At 61.7% G+C, this 15,187-nt stretch carries 15 protein-coding genes; 13 read left to right on the top strand and 2 right to left on the bottom strand.

All coding sequences use genetic code 11. The features are described 5' to 3' along the window. From hypE to sitD, 7 genes are all read left to right on the top strand, one after another. Positions 1–946: hydrogenase expression/formation protein HypE (hypE, locus tag PFH44_RS17720; RefSeq protein WP_283825692.1), on the top strand; the 946-nt coding region annotated here is incomplete at its 5' end. Between the two features lie 257 nt (positions 947–1,203). Beyond that, on the top strand, positions 1,204–3,276 hold the full coding sequence (gene flhA, locus PFH44_RS17715) for a formate hydrogenlyase transcriptional activator FlhA (RefSeq protein ID WP_283825691.1): 2,073 nt from the start codon (positions 1,204–1,206) through the stop codon (positions 3,274–3,276). Positions 3,277–3,314: 38 nt separating this feature from the next. After that, positions 3,315–3,743, top strand: coding sequence for a TOBE domain-containing protein (locus tag PFH44_RS17710; RefSeq protein WP_283825690.1), 429 nt, complete (start codon positions 3,315–3,317; stop codon positions 3,741–3,743). A gap of 277 nt (positions 3,744–4,020) precedes the next feature. Further along, complete coding sequence (locus PFH44_RS17705) at positions 4,021–4,938, top strand: metal ABC transporter substrate-binding protein (RefSeq protein ID WP_283825689.1); 918 nt, start codon at positions 4,021–4,023, stop codon at positions 4,936–4,938. Continuing rightward, positions 4,935–5,756 carry a manganese/iron ABC transporter ATP-binding protein gene (locus PFH44_RS17700; protein WP_045857603.1) on the top strand — a complete coding sequence of 274 codons (822 nt, stop codon included), beginning with the start codon at positions 4,935–4,937 and terminating at the stop codon, positions 5,754–5,756. The genes PFH44_RS17705 and PFH44_RS17700 overlap by 4 nt, the downstream gene beginning before the upstream one ends. Further along, complete coding sequence (gene sitC, locus PFH44_RS17695; RefSeq protein WP_283825688.1) at positions 5,753–6,601, top strand: iron/manganese ABC transporter permease subunit SitC; 849 nt, start codon at positions 5,753–5,755, stop codon at positions 6,599–6,601. Before PFH44_RS17700 ends, sitC begins: the two co-directional genes overlap by 4 nt. Continuing rightward, a complete protein-coding gene (sitD, locus tag PFH44_RS17690) occupies positions 6,595–7,437 on the top strand; it encodes an iron/manganese ABC transporter permease subunit SitD (protein ID WP_283825687.1) in 843 nt (280 codons plus the stop codon). The genes sitC and sitD overlap by 7 nt, the downstream gene beginning before the upstream one ends. Positions 7,438–7,473: 36 nt before the next feature. On the opposite strand, the gene PFH44_RS17685 is transcribed toward sitD, so the two are convergent. Both PFH44_RS17685 and PFH44_RS17680 read right to left on the bottom strand, forming a co-directional pair. Next, positions 7,474–7,818 carry a nitrous oxide-stimulated promoter family protein gene (locus tag PFH44_RS17685; RefSeq protein WP_159865672.1) on the bottom strand — a complete coding sequence of 115 codons (345 nt, stop codon included), beginning with the start codon at positions 7,816–7,818 and terminating at the stop codon, positions 7,474–7,476. A 76-nt stretch (positions 7,819–7,894) separates the two neighbouring features. After that, positions 7,895–8,176: an Rdx family protein gene (locus PFH44_RS17680; RefSeq protein WP_283825686.1), complete on the bottom strand. Its 282-nt coding sequence runs from the start codon at positions 8,174–8,176 to the stop codon at positions 7,895–7,897. 241 nt (positions 8,177–8,417) lie between these two features. Here PFH44_RS17680 and PFH44_RS17675 point away from each other — a divergent pair, with 241 nt between their 5' ends. From PFH44_RS17675 to PFH44_RS17650, 6 genes are all read left to right on the top strand, one after another. After that, positions 8,418–10,790 (top strand): TonB-dependent receptor domain-containing protein, encoded by a 2,373-nt coding sequence (locus PFH44_RS17675; RefSeq protein WP_283825685.1) that lies wholly within the window; start codon positions 8,418–8,420, stop codon positions 10,788–10,790. Between the two features lie 72 nt (positions 10,791–10,862). After that, positions 10,863–11,903, top strand: a complete 1,041-nt coding sequence (locus tag PFH44_RS17670; protein WP_283825684.1) for a hemin-degrading factor — start codon at positions 10,863–10,865, stop codon at positions 11,901–11,903. Beyond that, positions 11,900–12,718 (top strand): heme/hemin ABC transporter substrate-binding protein, encoded by an 819-nt coding sequence (locus tag PFH44_RS17665; RefSeq protein WP_045857591.1) that lies wholly within the window; start codon positions 11,900–11,902, stop codon positions 12,716–12,718. Before PFH44_RS17670 ends, PFH44_RS17665 begins: the two co-directional genes overlap by 4 nt. Continuing rightward, complete coding sequence (locus PFH44_RS17660; RefSeq protein ID WP_283825683.1) at positions 12,718–13,713, top strand: FecCD family ABC transporter permease; 996 nt, start codon at positions 12,718–12,720, stop codon at positions 13,711–13,713. The genes PFH44_RS17665 and PFH44_RS17660 overlap by 1 nt, the downstream gene beginning before the upstream one ends. Then, the gene (locus PFH44_RS17655) at positions 13,706–14,485 is read left to right on the top strand and encodes a heme ABC transporter ATP-binding protein (RefSeq protein ID WP_045857586.1); all 780 of its coding nucleotides are present in this window, start codon (positions 13,706–13,708) and stop codon (positions 14,483–14,485) included. Before PFH44_RS17660 ends, PFH44_RS17655 begins: the two co-directional genes overlap by 8 nt. Before the next feature lie 184 nt (positions 14,486–14,669). After that, the coding region (locus tag PFH44_RS17650; protein WP_463671556.1) for a MutS N-terminal domain-containing protein at positions 14,670–15,187 on the top strand (518 nt) is incomplete at its 3' end.

Raw genomic sequence — 15,187 nt, 5'->3', positions numbered from 1 at the left:
GTTTATGCAGGCCTTCGCCAACCCGTGGCTGGCGGAACAGGAGGATCAGGCGCGGCTTGACCTGGCGCAGCTTGCCGCCCAGGGCGACCGCCTCGCCTTCTCCACCGACGGCTACGTTATCGATCCGCTGTTCTTTCCCGGCGGCGATATCGGCAAGCTGGCAGTCTGCGGCACCGCTAACGACGTGGCGGTGAGCGGCGCCCTGCCGCGCTACCTCTCCTGCGGATTTATTCTCGAAGAGGGGCTGGAGATGGCCACCCTCGAGAAGGTGGTTAACAGCATGGCGCAGACCGCGCGGGCGGCGGGCATCGCCATCGTCACCGGCGACACCAAAGTCGTGCCGCGCGGGGCGGCGGATAAGCTGTTTATCAATACCGCCGGGATTGGCGCGATCCCCTCGGAGATCCGCTGGGGAGCGCGGCAGATTGCGCCCGGCGACGTGCTGCTGGTCAGCGGCACGCTGGGGGATCACGGGGCCACCATTCTCAATTTGCGCGAAGGGCTCGGGCTGGACGGGGCGCTCTCCAGCGACTGCGCGGTACTCACCCCGCTGATCCAGTCGCTGCGCGACCTCCCCGGCGTGAAGGCGCTGCGCGATGCCACCCGCGGCGGCGTTAACGCGGTAGCCCATGAGTTTGCCGCCGCCAGCGGCTGCGGGATTGAGCTGAACGAACGCGAGCTGCCGGTCAACGATACCGTTCGCGGCGTTTGCGAGCTGCTGGGGCTCGATGCCCTAAACTTTGCCAACGAAGGCAAGCTGGTTATCGCCGTCGCTCGCGATGCGGCGGAAGCGGCGCTGGCCCGGCTGCGGGCGCACCCGCTCGGCCGCCACGCGGCGATAGTTGGCGAAGCGGTTGCGCGCGGCGGCGTGCGGTCCGTCGGCCTGTACGGCGTCAAGCGCACACTCGATCTTCCTCACGCCGAGCCGCTGCCGCGAATTTGCTAGTCTCCCCGACCGCCGGGGTAGCGTTGCGGCGGAAAGCGCCCGGCGGGCGCAACAAACGTTTTATTAACATACTATTAGACCCTAAATAATTCGAGTTACAGGAAGGCGGCAAGCGAGGGAATCGCGATGAACTTACTCAGGTAAGTGATTCGGGTGACTGAACGCAACCCACGCAAATGCAGCTTGAAGTATGACGGGTATATTTGTGTCATCACTTTCTTATGCGCCGCTTTACCGGTGCTTTTTGGACGTAAGCAATGTCGTATACACCGTTGGGCGATTTCGGGCAGCAGGGTCTGTTCGACATCACCCGAGTTTTATTACAGCAGCCCGATCTGGCCGCGCTGAGCGAAACGCTGACGCGTCTGGTCAGACAGTCCGCGCTGGCGGATCGCGCCGCTATTCTTCTGTGGAACGTCGGCAACCACCGCGCGGCCAGATACGCCTGCGACGAAGCGGGCCTGCCGGTGAGCTACGAAGATGAAACCGTGCTCGCCCACGGGCCGGTGCGGCGCCTGCTCTCGCGCCCCGATGCGCTGCACTGCGACCGCGCCACCTTTGTCGAAGCCTGGCCGCAGCTGGCCGATAGCGGCCTCTACCCGTCGTTCGGCCATTACTGCCTGCTGCCGCTAGCGGCAGAGGGCCGCATCTTCGGCGGCTGCGAATTTATCCGCAACGATGCCCGTCCGTGGACGGAAAAAGAGTATCAGCGCCTGCACACCTTCACGCAGATCGTCGCCGTGGTCACCGAGCAGATCCAGAGCCGGGTCAGCAATAACGTTGATTACGATTTGCTGTGCCACGAGCGCGATAACTTTCGTATTCTGGTTGCCATCACCAACGCCGTGCTCTCCCGGCTGGATATCGACGAGCTGGTCAGCGAGGTCGCCAAAGAGATCCACCGCTATTTCCGCATCGACGCCATCAGCGTGGTGCTGCGCAGCGGCCGCAAAGGCAAGCTGAATATCTACTCGACCCACTATCTCGACGCCAGCCATCCGGTGCATGACCAAAGCGAGGTCAACGAGGCCGGAACGCTAACCGAGCGGGTGTTCAAAAGCAAAGAGATGCTGCTGCTCAATCTGCACGAGCACGACTCCCTGGCGCCGTACGAAAAAATGCTCTTCGAGATGTGGGGTAACCAGATTCAAACCCTGTGCCTGCTGCCGCTGATGTCCGGCAATACCCTGCTTGGGGTGCTGAAGCTGGCGCAGTGCGATGAGAAGGTCTTCACCACCACCAACCTTAAGCTGCTGCGCCAGATCGCCGAGCGCGTATCGATCGCCGTCGATAACGCGCTGGCGTATCGCGAGATCCAGCGCCTGAAAGAGCGGCTGGTGGATGAGAACCTCGCGCTGACCGAGCAGTTGAACAACGTCGAGAGCGAGTTTGGCGAGATCATCGGCCGCAGCGAAGCGATGCACAGCGTGCTCAAGCAGGTCGAAATGGTGGCGCACAGCGATAGCACCGTGCTGATCCTCGGCGAAACCGGCACCGGTAAGGAGCTGATTGCCCGCGCAATTCATAACCTCAGCGGCCGCAACGCCCGGCGAATGGTGAAAATGAACTGCGCGGCGATGCCCGCCGGGCTGCTGGAGAGCGACCTGTTTGGCCACGAGCGCGGGGCCTTTACCGGCGCCAGCGCCCAGCGCATCGGTCGCTTTGAGCTGGCGGACAAAAGCTCGCTGTTTCTCGATGAGGTCGGCGATATGCCGGTCGAGCTGCAGCCGAAGCTGCTGCGCGTGCTGCAGGAGCAGGAGTTTGAGCGCCTCGGCAGCAATAAGCTGATCCGCACCGACGTGCGGCTGATCGCCGCGACCAACCGCGATCTCAAACAGATGGTCGCCGATCGCGAGTTCCGCAGCGATCTCTACTACCGGCTCAACGTTTTCCCGATCCACCTCCCGCCGCTGCGCGAGCGTCCGGACGACATCCCGCTGCTGGTCAAAGCCTTCACCTTTAAAATTGCCCGCCGTCTGGGGCGCAATATCGACAGCATTCCGGCGGAAACCCTGCGCACCCTGAGCCGCATGGCGTGGCCGGGCAACGTCCGCGAGCTGGAAAACGTCATTGAGCGCGCGGTGCTGCTGACCCGCGGCAGCGTGCTGCAGCTGTCGATGCCCGAGCTGAACAGCGAGCCGGAGCCGATGGCGGCAGAAGTTCTGCCGCAGGAAGGCGAAGACGAGTATCAGCTTATCGTGCGGGTGCTGAAAGAGAGCAACGGCGTGGTTGCCGGCCCCAAAGGCGCCGCCCAGCGTCTGGGCCTAAAGCGCACCACCCTGCTGTCGCGGATGAAAAGATTGGGCATTACCAAAGATGAGCTAGTATAGGTTCGACACGCACTCAACCAGCTACACAAGGAGATTCTATGGCGGTATCAGCACGTAATCAGCTCACCGGCACGGTGAGCGCAGTGGCCACGGGCGCAGTGAACGATGAGGTTGAATTAACCCTCGCGGGCGGTGCAAAGCTGGTGGCACTTGTTACCCACAGCAGCAGGGAAGCGCTGGGCCTGGTCGCAGGAAAAGAGGCCATTGCGCTGATTAAAGCACCGTGGGTCACCCTCGCCACCGAGGATTGTGGCCTGAAGTTCTCCGCACGCAACCAGTTTGCCGGCAGCGTGACCCGCGTAACGCAGGGCGCGGTCAACGACACCGTACATATTCAAACCGATGCCGGTTTTGAGGTTGTCGCGGTTGTCACCAACGAAAGCCAGCAGGAGATGCAGCTCACCCAGGGCAGCCGCGTGATTGCGCTGATCAAGGCCTCGGCAATTCTGATCGCCACCCGCGCCTGAGTCAGACCAAAGCGCTGCTTCACTTTGGGTGAAACAGCGCTCATTGCAAACCTCCGCGTCAGCAGCGCCTTGCGGCATTTTTCCGCTGGCGCTGCGCCGGTCGGGCATCGATTTCACGCCCGTTTCCCCTCCGCCGCTATGCCGAGCTATCGTTCCCACGCTCATTATTCGCCCGCCACCTAAATAATAATCATTTTCATTTATCAATAGCCTGTGCTATATAACATAGCACAGGCTATAAATGATGCTTAATTAACCGCAACGTTTGAGGGATCCTATGCTGCACCTGCCACCGCTGAAACACCTGATGTTTGCCGCCACCCTGGCGATCCTCGCCGTCGCCCCCGCGCAGGCGAAAGAGAAATTTAAGGTCATTACCACCTTTACGGTGATCGCCGATATGGCGCAGAACGTGGCCGGCGATGCCGCCGAGGTGAGCTCAATTACCAAGCCGGGGGCCGAGATCCACGAGTATCAGCCGACGCCGGGCGATATCAAGCGTGCCCAGGGGGCGCAGCTGATTCTCGCCAACGGTCTGAACCTCGAGCTGTGGTTCGCCCGCTTCTACCAGCACCTAAAAGGCGTACCGGAAGTGGTGGTCAGCAACGGGATTCAGCCGATGGGCATCAGCGACGGCCCCTACAACGGCAAGCCCAACCCGCACGCGTGGATGTCGGCGGACAACGCCCTAATCTACGTCGATAACATCCGCGACGCGCTGGTGAAATACGATCCGGACAACGCCGACGTCTATCGCCGCAACGCCGAGGCCTACAAGGAAAAAATCCGCCAGACCATGGCGCCGCTGAAAGCACAGCTGGCGAAGCTGCCGGAAGATAAGCGCTGGCTGGTCACCAGCGAAGGCGCATTCTCCTACCTCGCCCGCGATAACGGCCTGCAGGAGCGCTACCTCTGGCCGATTAACGCCGACCAGCAGGGCACGCCGCAGCAGGTGCGTAAAACCATCGATACGATGAAAAAAGAGCACATCCCGACCATCTTCAGCGAAAGCACCATCTCCGATAAACCGGCGCGCCAGGTCGCGCGTGAAGCGGGCGCCCACTACGGCGGCGTGCTCTACGTTGACTCCCTGAGCGCCGCCGATGGCCCGGTGCCGACCTATCTCGATCTGCTGCGGGTGACCACGCAAACCATCGTCCAGGGCATCAACGATGGCCTGAGGAAACAGTCATGAGCACAGAGTCGGCGGGGCTGGTCATCGACAGGGTCAGCGTAACCTACCGCAACGGCCATACCGCGCTGCGGGATGCCTCCTTCAGCGTCCCGCAGGGTTCGATTGCCGCGCTGGTTGGGGTGAACGGCTCGGGAAAATCGACCCTGTTTAAAGCGCTGATGGGCTTCGTGCGCCTGGCGCGCGGCGAGATTGCGATCCTCGGCCGGCCGGTCAACCAGGCGCTGCGGCAAAACCTCGTGGCCTACGTCCCGCAGTCCGAGGAGGTCGACTGGTCGTTCCCGGTGCTGGTGGAAGACGTGGTGATGATGGGCCGCTACGGCCATATGGGCTGGCTGCGGCGGGCAAAGCCTCGCGATCGCCAGATCGTTGACGCGGCGCTGGCGCGCGTAGGCATGAGCGAATATCGCCATCGGCAGATCGGCGAACTCTCCGGCGGGCAGAAGAAGCGCGTGTTCCTTGCCAGAGCCATCGCCCAGCAGGGCAAAGTGATCCTGCTGGATGAACCCTTTACCGGCGTCGACGTGCAGACCGAAGCGCGGATCATCGCCCTGCTGCGGGAGCTGCGCGATGAGGGCTGCACCATGCTGGTCTCAACTCACAACCTCGGTTCGGTGAGCGAGTTTTGCGACTACACCGTGATGGTCAAAGGCACCGTCCTTGCGAGTGGCCCAACCGAGACCACCTTTACCGCCGAGAATCTGGAGCTTGCCTTTAGCGGCGTGCTGCGCCACGTGGTGCTCAAAGGCGGCGAGGATCGCATTATTACCGACGATGAGCGGCCGTTTATCAGCCGCCGGGCGACGGGAGGCGAAGGATGAGCTGGCTGCTGGAGCCGTTTGGCTATCAATATATGCTGAACGCGATGTGGGTTTCCGCCCTGGTCGGCGGCGTGTGCGCATTTCTCTCGTGCTACCTGATGCTCAAAGGCTGGTCGCTGATTGGCGACGCCCTTTCCCACTCAATCGTCCCCGGCGTGGCGGGCGCCTATATGCTCGGCCTGCCCTTTGCGCTGGGCGCCTTTCTCTCCGGCGGGCTGGCGGCGGGCAGCATGCTGTTTCTCAACCAGCGCTCAAAGCTCAAGGAGGATGCGATTATCGGGCTGATTTTCTCCTCCTTCTTCGGTATCGGGCTGTTTATGGTGTCGCTCAACCCGACCTCGGTCAATATTCAGACCATCATCCTTGGCAATATTCTGGCGATTGCCCCGGAGGATATTATCCAGCTGGCGGCGATTGGCTTTATTTCGATAATTATCCTGATGCTGAAGTGGAAAGATCTGATGGTGACCTTTTTCGATGAAAGCCACGCGCGCTCCATCGGCCTCAACACCACCGGGCTCAAGCTGCTGTTCTTCACCCTGCTGGCGGCCTGTACCGTGGCGGCGCTGCAGACCGTGGGCGCGTTTCTGGTGATTTGCCTGGTGGTTACCCCCGGCGCCACCGCCTGGCTGCTCACCGATCGCTTTCCGCGCCTGCTGGCGATTGCCGTCGCCATCGGCAGCCTGACCAGCTTCTTCGGCGCCTGGCTGAGCTACTATCTGGACGGCGCCACCGGCGGCATCATCGTGGTGGCCCAAACGCTGCTGTTTCTGGCGGCATTTATCTTCGCGCCAAAGCACGGCCTGTTGGCCAGCCGCCGTCGCGCCAGGGAGGCCTCATGCTGACCGCTCTGCTCGAACCCTTCCAGTTCCCTTTTATGATCAACGCCATGCTGGTGGCGACTATCGTTGCCGTCCCCTGCGCCCTGCTGTCGGTATTTTTGGTGCTGAAAGGCTGGGCGCTGATGGGCGACGCCATGAGCCACGCGGTGTTTCCCGGAGTGGTGGTGGCGTACATCGTCGGCATTCCCTTCGCCATCGGCGCCTTTATTGCCGGGCTGTTCTGCGCTATCGCCACCGGCTATCTTGATGACAATAGCCGCATCAAGCGCGATACGATCATGGGGATTGTCTTTTCCGGCATGTTTGGCGCCGGGCTGGTGCTGTACGTCGCCATTCAGTCCGAGGTGCATCTCGACCATATTCTGTTCGGCGATATGCTGGGCATCTCTGCCAGCGATATCGCGCAAACGTCGACGATCGCCCTGGCTATTGCGCTGATTATTGGGCTGAAGTGGCGCGATTTTCTGCTGCACGCCTTCGACCCGCATCAGGCTAAGGCCAGCGGTTTACGCTGCGGGCTGCTGCACTACGGGCTGCTGTGCATGATTGCGCTGACGATCGTCGCGACGCTGAAAGCGGTGGGGATTATTCTGTCGATTTCGCTGCTGATCGCCCCGGGCGCCATCGCGCTGCTGCTGACGCGGCGCTTTATCAGCGCGCTGCTGCTGGCGGTGGCGCTCGCCGTGAGCTGTTCGCTGGGGGGCGTCTGGCTGTCGTTCTATCTCGATAGCGCCCCGGCGCCGACCATCGTGGTGCTGTTCACCGCGCTGTTCATCGTGACGTTCGTATATACGTCGATCCGCGATAGCCGAACGCAGGCCGAATCCGCAGAGGCGTAGGGCCGCGGCGAGCGCCAGGGCCCGGAAAGGTGCCGGCTATTTTTTAGGCCGGTATTTTTCCGGCAGCTCGGGGACCGGACGCCGGTCATCAATCAGATGACGGATGGTTAATATCGGGTGGCGCCAGAGCATTCTCGGCCCTGCCCAGCGCATGATCTGCTTCATCTCTTCGCGTTTTACCGGCTGATAGCAGTGCACCGGGCACTGCTTGCAGGCCGGCTTCTCTTCACCGAACACGCATTTATCCAGCCGCTTATCGGCATAGGCGTTGAGCGCCTGATAGTGCTCCGCGTCGGCCGTGGCGTCGGGGCAGCGGCGCTGATAGAGCGAAATCATCCTGCTGATGGTTTCTTTTTCGCGATCGATACGTTTACCCGCCATAGCCACTCCCCGGCAATAAAGATGCACCTATAATACACCTTAAGGCGGCGCGGCGCAGCCGGTTACTCCCTGAGGATTAGGCCGGTTTATCCAGGTGTCCCAGCGGTTTTTCCGGGAAGCAGACGTCGCGTACCCGGCGCTTAAGCTCCGCCGCGTCGGGGAAGCCCTCATCCTGCTTGCGATCCCAGATTTGCACATCGTCTACGGTGATGGTGAATATTCCCCCGGTTCCCGGCACCAGCGTGACCGAGCCGATGTCGGTGCTGAAGGTGTGCAGCAGCTCCTGCGCCATCCAGCTGGCGCGCAGCATCCAGTTGCACTGGGAGCAGTAGGTGATGGTAATGACGCGCTTAGTCATTGTTATCCTCAATAGTTTCCACCTGAATGATCAGGTTCGTTAATCGTTAAGCCGAATTGTAATCAACTTTATGAATAAAATGTGGAGATATAATGAATTAGTTGCAAATGGTAATACTTATCATTACTATTCGCAAAATCATAGGGAATGAATTCGCCAGCGCAGGGAAATAACGGGGTGAATCGACCAATCTGGAAGTAACGCGTGAGCCGATACTAATAATTATCAAGGCGTGGCTACTATGTACAAACCCACTCAATCAACGGCATGGTTTAAAAAAAGCCTGCTGGTGACTTCTTTGCTCGCAGCAATTTATCAGACCACCGCCGGGGCGGCTGACAGCACCAATAAAAACCTTACCAGCGATGCATCGTCCGATGATAGCTCGGAGCTGATGACCGTGACCGCACCCGCCCCCGTCCTGAAAGCCGGCAGCGAACACACCATTAGCGCTCAGGATCTGCAGGACAAAGGCGCCAAAGATTTTGGCTCCATCATGCGCTATGAGCCGCTGATTGGCGCCACCGGCGCCAGCGGCGGTTCGGGCAACGGTAAAAGCGGCTTCGACCGCGGCGGCTACACCGGCTACAACATTCGCGGCATGGAGAGCAACCGCGTCGGTATCGACGTCGACGGCATCGCCCAGCCAAACGCCACCGGACGCAGCTACGTCAGCCGGGCAGGCCTCAACACCTTCGGTATCGGCCGCGACTACATTGACCCGTACATGTACGGCAGCATCAATATTCAGTCCGGCGCCACCTCCAGCGAAACGGCCAACAGCTCCATCGGCGGTAACGTCTCCTTCCGTCCGAAATCTGCCGATGACTACCTGCGTCCGGGCAAAACCAGCGCCTTCGGCTATCAGAGCGGCTACGACTCCGCCGACCGCAGCTGGCACAACGGCGTCACCATCGCCGGCGGCGACGAGACCCTGCGCGGGATCTTCGTCTACAGCCGTCGCGATGGCCAGGAAACGGAAAATAACAGCGGAACCGTCGATTCTTACCCGGCCAACTGGCACTCCGACGCCTTTATGACCTCCGGGATCTGGCAGCCAAATGACGAGCATAAGCTGACCGGCACCTTTGATTACTACCATAAAACCAACCATACGCACTACGACGCCTGGGATTCCAGCGGCGGCAGCGTTATCGGCACCGCCAACCAGACCAGCCAGACGCGCCGCTGGGGGCTGAGCCTGAAAGACGACTGGACGCCGATGAACGACTATATCGATAGCGTGTCGACTAAGGTCTACTACCAGCATACCGAGGCCCACGACTGGACCTATATGCCGGATAGCACCGCCCTCTCCATGGAGACCGTGAACTCGAACTTTGACACCGACACCTGGGGGTTCCAGACCGCGCTGGCCAAATCCGTGGGCCGTCACGACCTGAGCGGCGGCCTCAACGCCAGCACCACCAAAACCCAGCGTCCGTTCAGCCAGTCGCCGGTGCCGAGCGTCTACACCGCGATCATGCAGCCGGAAGCGGATAGCCGCGGCTACATCATTGCCGGCTTCGTGCAGGATAAGATTAACTTCGATCTCGACAGCCATAACTTCGCCGTGATCCCGGGCATTCGCGTCGTGCATCAGTCGACCAAGCCGGAGAACCTTTCGGACCTGACTACCAACAGCAGCGTGCTGACCGGCTCCGCCGTCTCGACGCTGTACGGTAAGAACTCCGACACCCAGGCGCTGCCGTCGCTGGCCCTGCAGTACGATATGACCCCGCGCTTGATGACCTACCTGCAGTACCAGCGCGGGGCGCAGTTCCCGAACGCCAGCCAGCTGTACGGCTCGTGGAACCTCGGGTCCAGCTATGCAGGACGGGCGCAGTACGCGCTGATCGGTAATACCGATCTGAAAACCGAAACCAGCGATAACTTCGAGTGGGGGATGAAGGGCGAAGTGACGGAAGGCATCACCATGCGCACCGCCCTGTTCTACAACAGCTATAAAAACTTTATCGCCTATAGCCGCTACACGCGCTCCGGCAACCCGGACCACTTCACCAACGTACCGTCGAATATCTATACCATTTATCAGGCGGAAAACCGCGATAAGGCCTATATCTACGGCGGCGAAATCAGCGCCAAATTTAACTTTGGCACCTGGTTTGAAGAGGTTAACGGCCTGAGCGCCACCCTCGCCTACGGCTACAGCGAAGGGAAATCGAAGTCCAGCTATAACGGCGACAAGTACGTCGACCTCGATAGCGTCGCGCCAATGAAGGCGATCGTCGGCGTCGCCTGGGACGACCCGGCAAAAGTCTACGGTACCGCGCTGACCGCGACCTTTGTGAAGGGCAAACGCGCCAGCACCACCAACCGCGAAAGCTATACCAACACCGGTTCGGCAATCACCGACTCCACCAGCGAATATATGCGCGTGCCCGGCTACGGTATGCTCGACTGGACCGCTTACTGGCAGGTGGCCAAGAACGTGCGCCTGAACGGCGGGGTTTACAACATTACCGACCGTAAGTACTGGGATTACCTGAGCAGCCGCAATATCGAGACATCGACCAACCAGGATGCCAACGATAAAGCGCTGGCGACGATGCCTGGCCGTACCTGGCAGCTGGGCGTGAACGTCGATTTTTAATAGGCTCAATAATAAGAAACCTGCCCCCGGCCATCGTGCCGGGGATACTCATCGTAGAGAAGGATGTGAATTATGCGAGACGCTCAACATCAACATGCCCCGCTGTGGCAGCGCTACCTGACCACTAAAGCGCAATCTTCCGCCAAATACGCCCGCGATATCGCCGCCGAAATGGGGATTAGCGAAGCCGAACTGACCGAAGCCCGCCTCGGCTACGATGCCGTGCGTCTGCAGGACGACGCCCGCGCGATCCTGGCCGCGCTGGAAGCGGTCGGCGAAACGAAGTGCATTTGCCGCAACGAATACGCGGTTCACGAGCAGGTCGGCGAATTTACCCACCAGCACCTCACCGGCCACGCCGGGCTGGTGCTCAACCCGCGGGCCCTCGACCTGCGCCTGTTTCTCAGCCAGTGGGCCAGCGCGTTCCACCTGACCGACAACGATCGTCAGAGCATTCAGTTCTTCGATCATCACGGCGACGCGCTGCTGAAGGTCTACGCCATCGAGCAAACCGATATGGTCGCCTGGGACGCGCTGATCGCTGAGCATACCCAGAGCGAACCAACGCCGCTGGAAATTCGTCCGGCGGAGATCGCAAAATATGCCGACACCGTCGACGCCGCCGCGCTGGAGAGCGAGTGGCGGGCGATGACCGACGTGCACCAGTTCTTCGTCCTGCTGAGAAAGCATAACCTGTCGCGCCAGCAGGCTTTCCGGGCGGTGAGCGACGACCTCGCCTGCCGCATTGAAAACGATGCCCTGCCGCGCCTGCTGGGCGCCGTCCGCGAAGAGGGCAACGAAATTATGATTTTCGTTGGCAACCGCGGCTGCGTGCAAATCTTCACCGGCGCGCTCGAAAAGCTGCTGCCGATGCGCGGCTGGCTCAATATTTTCAACAGCACCTTTACGCTGCACCTGCGCGAAGATAGCGTTGATGAAGTTTGGGTGACCCGCAAGCCGACCGCTGACGGTCACGTCACCAGCGTCGAGCTGTTCGCCAAAGACGGCACGCAGATAGCCCAGCTCTTTGGCCAGCGCAGCGAAGGCCACCCGGAGCAGGAGCAGTGGCGCAGCCAGGTTGACCGTCTGACGACGGAAGGACAGACCGCATGAAACGCTGGCTCGTACTGCTGACGGCCTTGCCGCTGTTTGCCAGCGCCGCCGCCGAGCGCATCATCTCTCTCGGCGGTGACGTCACCGAAGTGGTTTACGCCCTTGATGCCCAGCAGCAGCTGGTCGCTAAAGACAGCACCAGCACCTGGCCCGCCGAGGCGCAGTCGCTGCCGGACGTGGGCTATCTGCGCCAGCTCAACGCCGAAGGGATCCTCTCGCTGCGCCCGACCCTCGTGCTGGCCAGCGCCCAGGCCCAGCCTTCGCTGGTGCTAAAAAAGGTGCAGGAGAGCAGCGTGAAGGTCGTTGACGTGCCGGGCGGCTACAGCCTGGCGTCAATTGATAAAAAGGTCGCCACGATTGCCGAGGCCTTAGGTAAACAGGCCCAGGGCGATGCGCTGCTGCAGAAGGTGCACCAGCAGATCGCGCAGATCCCCACCCAGCCGCTTAACAAGCGGGTGCTGTTTATTCTCAGCCACGGCGGGATGAACACGATGGTTGCCGGGAAGCAGACCGCAGCCGACGGCGCGATCCGCGCCGCAGGCCTGCAGAACGCGATGGAGGGCTTCGACCACTATCGCAGCATGTCCCAGGAAGGCGTGGTCGCCAGCCTGCCGGACCTGGTGGTGATTTCCGCCGACGGGCTTAAGGGCATGGGGGGCGAAGCGGGACTGTGGAAGCTTCCCGGCCTCGCGCAAACCCCGGCGGGCCGCCATAAGCAGGTGCTGGTGATTGACGATATGGCGCTGCTCGGGTTTGGCCCACGCACGCCGCAGGCGGTCATCGCGCTGCGGCAGAAAGCGGAGCAGCTGCCCTGATGCGTGCCGCTCCCGCCCGTACTCTGTGGCTGATGCTGCTGCTGCTGGCTGGGCTGACGCTGTTCGCCACCACGCTTGGGGCGATGCGTCTGCCGCTCGCCAGCCTGTGGCCGTCCGGAGATGAGGTGCTGCGCCATATCTGGCTGACGATCCGTCTGCCCCGCGTGCTGCTGGCGCTGCTGGTCGGCGCCGCGCTGGCGCTCTCCGGCTGCGTGATGCAGGGGCTGTTTCGCAACCCGCTCGCCGACCCCGGCCTGCTGGGGATCAGCAGCGGTGCGGCGCTGGCGGTGGCCTGCTGGCTGGTGCTGCCGCTGTCGGTGCCGGTACTGGTGGCGCTGTATGCCCCGATGCTGGCGGCCTTTATCGGCAGCATGGCGGTGATGGTGGTGATTTTTATCCTCAGCCGGGCCGGTGACGGTTCGCTGTCGCGCCTGCTGCTGGTGGGGATTGCCATCAACGCGCTGTGCGGCGCGCTGGTAGGCGCGCTGGCGTGGATCAGCAACGATACCCAGCTGCGCCAGCTTTCCCTGTGGGGAATGGGCAGCCTCGGCCAGGCGGAGTGGTCTACGCTGCTGGTGGCGGCCACGCTGATGGTCCCGGCGTCGGCGGCGGTATGGCTGATGGCCTCGCGCCTCAACCTGCTGCAGCTTGGCGATGAGGAAGCGCACTACCTCGGGGTAAACGTCCGGGCGCTGCAGCGGCTTCTGCTGCTGTGCAGCGCGCTGCTGGTGGCGGCATCGGTCGCCATCAGCGGGGTGATCGGCTTTATTGGCCTGGTGGTTCCGCATCTGATGCGGATGTGGCTGGGGCCGGACCATCGCGGCCTGGTTCCCGGCTCGCTGCTCGCCGGCGCGATTTTACTGCTCCTCGCCGATACTCTCGCCCGCACCGTCGCCGCGCCCGCCGAAATGCCGGTCGGTCTGCTGACCAGTATGCTCGGCGCCCCGTGGTTTTTATGGCTTATTTTCCGCCAGCAGAGGATGGTCAATGGATAACAGCTATATCGCCCGCTCGCTGTCGCTGCGCGTCGGCCAACGCCTGCTGATTGACGATATTTCTCTCCAGCTGAGCGCGGCAGGAATGACGGCGCTGATTGGCCCGAACGGCGCGGGTAAATCGACCCTGCTCCGCCTGCTGACCGGCTTTTTAACCCCCGACAGCGGCGAACGGCGCGTGGAGGGACGGCCGCTGGAAAGCTGGACGCCGGAGGCGCTCTCCCGCCGCCGGGCGGTGATGCTGCAGCGCACCCAGCTGCACGCCGACTGGCCCGTTGAGACGGTGATCGCCATGGGGCGCTCGCCGTGGGGCAAAACCCCGGACCTGCAGACCGTGCGCAGGGTGATGGCGGAGACCGGCTGCGACCATTTGGCCGGCAGACGCTACCCTTCGCTCTCCGGCGGCGAGCAGCAGCGGGTGCAGCTGGCCCGCTGTCTCGCCCAGCTGTGGCGCGACGACGCGCCTCAGGGCTGGCTGTTTCTTGATGAGCCGACCTCGGCGCTGGATCTTTACTATCAGCAGCACCTGCTGCGCCTGCTGAAACGCCTGACCCGCAGCGGCCTGCTGCACGTCTGCATCGTGCTGCACGATCTTAACCTCGCCGCGCTGTGGGCTGATCATATCCTGCTGATGCATCAGGGAAAGCTGGTGGCGGAAGGCACGCCGCATGAGGTGATACAGCAGCCGATTATCAGCCGCTGGTACGGCGCCGACGTGCGCACCGGCCAGCACCCCGATCACGCCATTCCGCAGGTCTATCTGGCGCCCTAATCCCATCGTGAGCCGCGCGGCCGTCCGCGCGCTCCGCTTTGGCAACTGGAACGCGGATCGCTACATCTTGTTTCGTCACTTTCCCTGAAAGTCGTATCTCCGTTATGATGTCTCTCCCATGTGATACCAACGAAAACAAAAAAGATCGCAACCCATTAAAACCCAGGGAGCTGGATAACTTTCTATGAGTACAATCGACAATCTCGACGCCCACACCCCGATGATGCAGCAGTATCTCAAGCTGAAAGCGCAGCATCCGGAGATCCTGCTGTTCTACCGCATGGGCGACTTTTACGAGCTGTTCTATGACGACGCTAAGCGCGCCTCGCAGCTGCTTGATATCTCCCTGACCAAACGCGGCGCCTCGGCGGGCGAGCCGATCCCGATGGCCGGGATCCCCCACCATGCGGTGGAAAACTACCTCGCGAAGCTGGTGAATCAGGGCGAGTCGGTGGCGATTTGCGAACAGATTGGCGATCCGGCCACCACTAAAGGGCCGGTCGAACGCAAAGTAGTGCGTATCGTCACGCCCGGTACCATCAGCGATGAAGCCCTGCTGCAGGAGCGTCAGGATAATCTGCTGGCCGCCATCTGGCAGGACAGCAAAGGCTTCGGCTATGCGACGCTGGATATCAGCTCCGGGCGTTTTCGCCTCAGCGAGCCGGCGGATCGCGAAACCATGGCGGGGGGGCTGCAGCGCCC

It is taken from the genome of Klebsiella sp. Ech2A, from assembly GCF_030078455.1.
Lineage (GTDB): Bacteria > Pseudomonadota > Gammaproteobacteria > Enterobacterales > Enterobacteriaceae > Klebsiella > Klebsiella terrigena.
This window is presented reverse-complemented; position numbering and strand designations above follow the sequence as displayed.

Excerpts from the sequence above, each read along its gene's own strand:
- flhA (WP_283825691.1), top strand. The coding sequence starts at position 1,204 with ATGTCGTATACACCGTTGGGCGATTTCGGGCAGCAGGGTCTGTTCGAC.
- PFH44_RS17710 (WP_283825690.1), top strand. The coding sequence starts at position 3,315 with ATGGCGGTATCAGCACGTAATCAGCTCACCGGCACGGTGAGCGCAGTG.
- PFH44_RS17705 (WP_283825689.1), top strand. The coding sequence starts at position 4,021 with ATGCTGCACCTGCCACCGCTGAAACACCTGATGTTTGCCGCCACCCTG.
- PFH44_RS17700 (WP_045857603.1), top strand. The coding sequence starts at position 4,935 with ATGAGCACAGAGTCGGCGGGGCTGGTCATCGACAGGGTCAGCGTAACC.
- sitC (WP_283825688.1), top strand. The coding sequence starts at position 5,753 with ATGAGCTGGCTGCTGGAGCCGTTTGGCTATCAATATATGCTGAACGCG.
- sitD (WP_283825687.1), top strand. The coding sequence starts at position 6,595 with ATGCTGACCGCTCTGCTCGAACCCTTCCAGTTCCCTTTTATGATCAAC.
- PFH44_RS17685 (WP_159865672.1), bottom strand. The coding sequence starts at position 7,818 with ATGGCGGGTAAACGTATCGATCGCGAAAAAGAAACCATCAGCAGGATG.
- PFH44_RS17680 (WP_283825686.1), bottom strand. The coding sequence starts at position 8,176 with ATGACTAAGCGCGTCATTACCATCACCTACTGCTCCCAGTGCAACTGG.
- PFH44_RS17675 (WP_283825685.1), top strand. The coding sequence starts at position 8,418 with ATGTACAAACCCACTCAATCAACGGCATGGTTTAAAAAAAGCCTGCTG.
- PFH44_RS17670 (WP_283825684.1), top strand. The coding sequence starts at position 10,863 with ATGCGAGACGCTCAACATCAACATGCCCCGCTGTGGCAGCGCTACCTG.
- PFH44_RS17665 (WP_045857591.1), top strand. The coding sequence starts at position 11,900 with ATGAAACGCTGGCTCGTACTGCTGACGGCCTTGCCGCTGTTTGCCAGC.
- PFH44_RS17660 (WP_283825683.1), top strand. The coding sequence starts at position 12,718 with ATGCGTGCCGCTCCCGCCCGTACTCTGTGGCTGATGCTGCTGCTGCTG.
- PFH44_RS17655 (WP_045857586.1), top strand. The coding sequence starts at position 13,706 with ATGGATAACAGCTATATCGCCCGCTCGCTGTCGCTGCGCGTCGGCCAA.